Origin of the sequence: Mycobacterium sp. UM_11 (assembly GCF_001414075.1) — a bacterium.
In the GTDB taxonomy this organism is placed as follows: Bacteria; Actinomycetota; Actinomycetes; order Mycobacteriales; family Mycobacteriaceae; genus Mycobacterium.
Genome location: NZ_LATC01000182.1, coordinates 1 through 4,287 on the forward strand (window position 1 = coordinate 1; position 4,287 = coordinate 4,287).

At 69.8% G+C, this 4,287-nt stretch carries 5 protein-coding genes and 1 pseudogene; 1 reads left to right on the forward strand and 5 read right to left on the reverse strand.

The window, feature by feature from the left end:
- The 3 genes from WU80_RS24165 to dxr form a co-directional block, all read right to left on the reverse strand.
- Positions 1-252 (reverse strand): flavodoxin-dependent (E)-4-hydroxy-3-methylbut-2-enyl-diphosphate synthase (locus WU80_RS24165; RefSeq protein WP_197286018.1); only part of this gene is annotated, 252 nt, incomplete at its 3' end.
- Positions 253-271: 19 nt separating this feature from the next.
- Positions 272-1,495 carry an RIP metalloprotease gene (locus tag WU80_RS24170; RefSeq protein WP_055405621.1) on the reverse strand — a complete coding sequence of 408 codons (1,224 nt, stop codon included), beginning with the start codon at positions 1,493-1,495 and terminating at the stop codon, positions 272-274.
- 19 nt (positions 1,496-1,514) lie between these two features.
- Entirely contained in the window at positions 1,515-2,720 is a 1,206-nt protein-coding gene (gene dxr / locus WU80_RS24175; RefSeq protein WP_055405622.1) for a 1-deoxy-D-xylulose-5-phosphate reductoisomerase, read from the reverse strand.
- Between the two features lie 78 nt (positions 2,721-2,798).
- On the opposite strand from dxr, the gene WU80_RS26495 reads away from it, so the two are divergent.
- Positions 2,799-3,053: a DUF2631 domain-containing protein gene (locus WU80_RS26495; RefSeq protein WP_067815177.1), complete on the forward strand. Its 255-nt coding sequence runs from the start codon at positions 2,799-2,801 to the stop codon at positions 3,051-3,053.
- 15 nt (positions 3,054-3,068) lie between these two features.
- Here the strand turns inward: WU80_RS26495 and WU80_RS24180 are convergent.
- Together WU80_RS24180 and WU80_RS24185 are read right to left on the reverse strand one after the other, a co-directional pair.
- Positions 3,069-3,908: pseudogene (locus WU80_RS24180) on the reverse strand (cytochrome c biogenesis CcdA family protein); the annotation flags it as partial.
- A partial coding sequence (locus WU80_RS24185; protein WP_055405878.1) for a redoxin domain-containing protein occupies positions 3,908-4,287 on the reverse strand: 380 nt, incomplete at its 5' end. The pseudogene WU80_RS24180 and the gene WU80_RS24185, both read right to left, overlap by 1 nt.

A 4,287-nucleotide genomic window follows, 5' to 3' on the forward strand; every position in this document is an offset into this window, starting at 1 on the left:
CGGAGATGTGTATAAGAGACAGTCCTCCTGGCGCGGGCACGCCACCCGGACGATGTCGCAGCCGGCGGCGGTGAGCTCGGCGATCTGCTGCAGGGTCGCGTTGACGTCGTGGGTTTTGGTGGTGCACATCGATTGCACCGAAATCGGATAGTCGCTGCCCACCCCGACGTCGCGGACCATGAGTTGCCGCGTCTTGCGCCGGGGGGCGAGCGTGGGCGCCGGAGCGTCCGGCATGCCCAGGCCAATGGTCACTTTCGTTCCTTCACGTCGACTATTGGAAGAGCCTGATCGGATTGACCAGATCGGCGGTCACGGTCAGCAACATGTAGCCGACCACGAACACCAGCACCACGTAGGTGGCCGGCATCAGCTTGAGGTAGTTCACCGGTGCGGCCGCGACCTTGCCGCGGGCCGACCGGATGAGGTTGCGGATCTTTTCGAACACGGCGATGGCGATGTGGCCGCCGTCGAACGGCAGCAGTGGCACCAGGTTGATCGCGCCCAGGATGAGGTTCAGCTGGGCCAGGAAGAACCAGAACGCCACCCACAACCCGTGGTCGACGGTGTCGCCGCCGATGATGCTGGCGCCGACCACGCTCATCGGGGTCTGCGGGTCGCGCTGCCCGCCGCCGATCGCGTGCACCAGCGCGCCGACCTTCGTCGGGATGGTGACCAGCGCCTTGCCGACCTCGCCGGTCAGGTCCCCCGCGAACGCGAGGGTGCCGGGCACCGCGGACAGCACGCCGTAGTGGGTGGGCGCGAGCTTGACCGCGGCGACGCCGATGGCGCCGACCGTCGCGGGCGCCGGCTGACCGCCCTGGCCGTTGGCCCCGTTGGTCACGAAGCGCTGGGTGGGCGTCACGTCGACGTAGGTGGTGATGGTGTTGCCGCCCCGCTCGACGACGACCGGAACGGTGCCGTGCATCTTGCGGATCGCCGCGGCCATGTCCTCGAAGGTGGACACCGGGGTGTCGCCGACCTTGACCACGACGTCGCCTGCGCGGATCCCGGCCACCGCGGCCGGGCCGGGGCCGGTGCAGTCTGCGATCTTGCCGGGCGCCACTTCCGGTGCGACGCAAGCGGTTTCACCAATCACCGCCCGGGTCGGCGGGTGCAGGTTCGGCAACCCCCAGACCAGTGCGATGCCGTAGATCAGGATCAGGCAGATGACGAAGTTCATGGCCGGACCGGCGAACAGCACCGCGACGCGCTTCCAGACGTCCTGCTTGAACATCGCCCGGTCGGTTTCGTCGGGGGCCAGCTCCTCCACCGAGGTCATCCCGGCGATGTCGCAGAAGCCGCCCAACGGCACGGCCTTGATGCCGTACTCGGTCTCCCCGCGCCGCGTCGACCACAACGTGGGCCCGAACCCGACGAAATAGCGCCGCACCTTCATGCCGGTGGCGCGGGCGACCCACATGTGGCCGCACTCGTGCAGCGCCACCGAGATCAGGATGGCGAGGGCGAACAGCACAATGCCGATAACGAACATCATCTGGTCTGCAGGACCTTTCTCACACCATTCCGGAGGCGTTGACGGGGGCCTGGGTGGGCCGTGCCCGTGCGACTCGATCGATTCGGCGCCTGGCGTTGTCCCTAGCCCAGCGCTGCGCGTCTAGTACCTCATCCACGTTAGCGGGTGAAACCGCCCATTGGTCTGCGGCGTGCAGCACGTCGGCGATGGTTTTCACGATGACGGGGAATCCCACCCGGCCCTCGAGGAACGCCGCCGCGGCTTCTTCGTTGGCCGCGTTGTACACCGCGGTCATGCAGCCGCCGGTCTGGCCGGCGTAACGGGCCAGTTCGACCGCGGGGAAAACCTCGCTGTCCAGCGGCTCGAAGTCCCAGCTAGCGGCGGTGCTGAAGTCGCACGCCGCGGCCACCCCGCGCACCCGGGCCGGCCAGCCCAGCGCCAGCGAGATGGGCAGCTTCATGTCAGGCGGGCTGGCCTGGGCGATGGTCGAGCCGTCGACGAACGTGACCATTGAATGAACAATCGACTGCGGGTGCACCACGACCTCGATGCGGTCGTACGGGATGCCGAACAGCAGGTGGGTTTCGATGAGCTCGAGGCCCTTGTTGACCAGCGAGGCCGAGTTCAGTGTGTTCATCGGGCCCATCGACCAGGTCGGGTGGGCGCCGGCCTGTTCCGGGGTGACGCCCTCCAGCTGGGCGGCGGTCCAGCCGCGAAACGGCCCCCCGGACGCGGTCAGCACCAGCTTGGCGACCTCCTCCGGAGCGCCGCCGCGCAGGCACTGGGCCAGCGCGGAGTGCTCGGAGTCGACCGGCACGATCTGGCCCGGTCGCGCCGCCCGCACAACCAGCGGTCCGCCGGCGACCAGCGATTCCTTGTTGGCCAGCGCGAGCCGGGCGCCCGATTCCAGCGCGGCCAGCGTCGGCCGCAGGCCCAGCGCCCCCACCAGCGCGTTGAGGACGACGTCGGCCTCGGTGTCTTCGACCAGGCGGGTCACCGCGTCGGGACCGCGGTAGGGGACGTCGGCGACGTGCGCCGCGCGTTCGTCGGCGACGGCGATGTTGGTGACGCCGGTCTGCTCGCGCTGCCGCAGCAGGGTGTCCAGGTTCGCGCCCCCCGCGGCCAGCCCGACGACCTCGAAGCGGTCCGGATGGGCCGCTATCACGTCCAGCGCCTGGGTACCGATCGAGCCGGTGCTGCCCAGCACCAGCACGCGCAGGCGGCCCTCGGGTGTCGCGGTTGTCACTCACTCATTGTGCCCGCTCGGTCCCGCGACCGGTGTGCCAGAATCTCTCCTACCAGCCGATCACGAAGGGGATTCACCGTGGCCAGTACCGAGGTGGAACAGTTCACCGGCGTCGACACCGTCGAGGTGCCGTCGGCGAAGTGGGGTTGGAGCAGGATCAATCACCGCACGTGGCACATCACCGGCCTGGTCATCATCGTGTTCCTGCTGGCGATGCTGCGCGGCAACCACGTCGGCCACATCGAGAACTGGTTCCTGATCGGGTTCGCCACGCTGGTGCTGGTCGCCCTGGTCCGCGACCTGTGGGGCCGCCGGCGCGGCTGGATCAGGTAGCGCCGCCGCCCCGGCGCGCGTCCGGCGGTACCAGGTGCCGCCGATGACGACGATCGTCAGCGCGCCCGCGGCCAGCGCCCATGGCCACATCCCGTGTTGGTACACCCAGCCGGCCAGCGTCCCCTGTAGGCGCCCGGCCGCGGTGATCACCGCATCCCGCGGATCGGCGTTCGCGCCCAGCAGGCGCACCTCGTAGGCGCCGTAATAGGCAACGTACAGACCGACCAGCATCAGCACGGCACCACCGATCCGGTCGACGAACGGCAGGACGCACCGCAGCCGGTCGGCCATCGCCGAGCTCGCGGTCGCCGCGGCGACGGCGAGTACGCCGACGACCAGGGTCAGCCCCCCGACGTAGGCGAGGTAGATCGCCACCGCCGTGACGATCGACCCGCCCCGCAGGCCCGCCGCGGTGACCGCCAGAAACGGGCCGACGGTGCACGACAGCGAGGCGATCGCGTAGCTGACGCCGTAGGAGTACATGGATCCAAGGCGGACCGTGGGCGCCCAGCGCGGGCCCACCGGCCGCGGGGTGAGCGCCGCCAGCCCGCGGCCCGACAGCAGCCACCCGCCCAGCGCCACAAGCACGACGCCGACGATGACCGTGGCGTACGGCACGTATCGCTGGACCGCGCCGGCGGCCGATACGGTCAGCGCGCCGAACAGGCCGAACACCGTCAGGAAGCCAAGCGCCATGACCGCGGTGGCCGCCAGGGCCCGCCCGGCCGCCGCCATCCCCGCTCGCGGCCCGCGCACCACCAGCAGGAGGTAGGCGGGCAGCATGGCAAACCCGCACGGGTTCAGGGCCGCCACCAGCCCGGCCGCGAAGGCCAGGCCGACGAGACCCCGATCCATCAGGACCTCAGCGCGGCGACCCGGTCAGACAACTCCTGCTGCGGCATCGCCGAGGTCGGGTTGTTCACGAACGTCGAGCTGCCGTCCGCGCGGTAGAACACGTAGGCGGGCTGCCAGGGGACGTTGTACCGGGCCCAGATCGCGCCGTCGGTGTCGTTGAGGTTGGTGAAGTTCAGGTTGTACTTGGCGACGAAGTTCTGCATCGCCGCGACGTCCGAGTGGGCCGCGACGCCCACGAACGTGACGCCGGGATTGGCCGCGGCCACCTGGCTCACGCCCGGCGCCTCGGCGTTGCAGAACGGGCACCACGGCGTCCAGAACCACAGCACCGCGGGTTTGCCCTGCAGGCTGGCGCCGTTGAACCTGTCTCTTATACACA

Excerpts from the sequence above, each read along its gene's own strand:
- WU80_RS24170 (WP_055405621.1), bottom strand. The coding sequence starts at position 1,495 with ATGATGTTCGTTATCGGCATTGTGCTGTTCGCCCTCGCCATCCTGATC.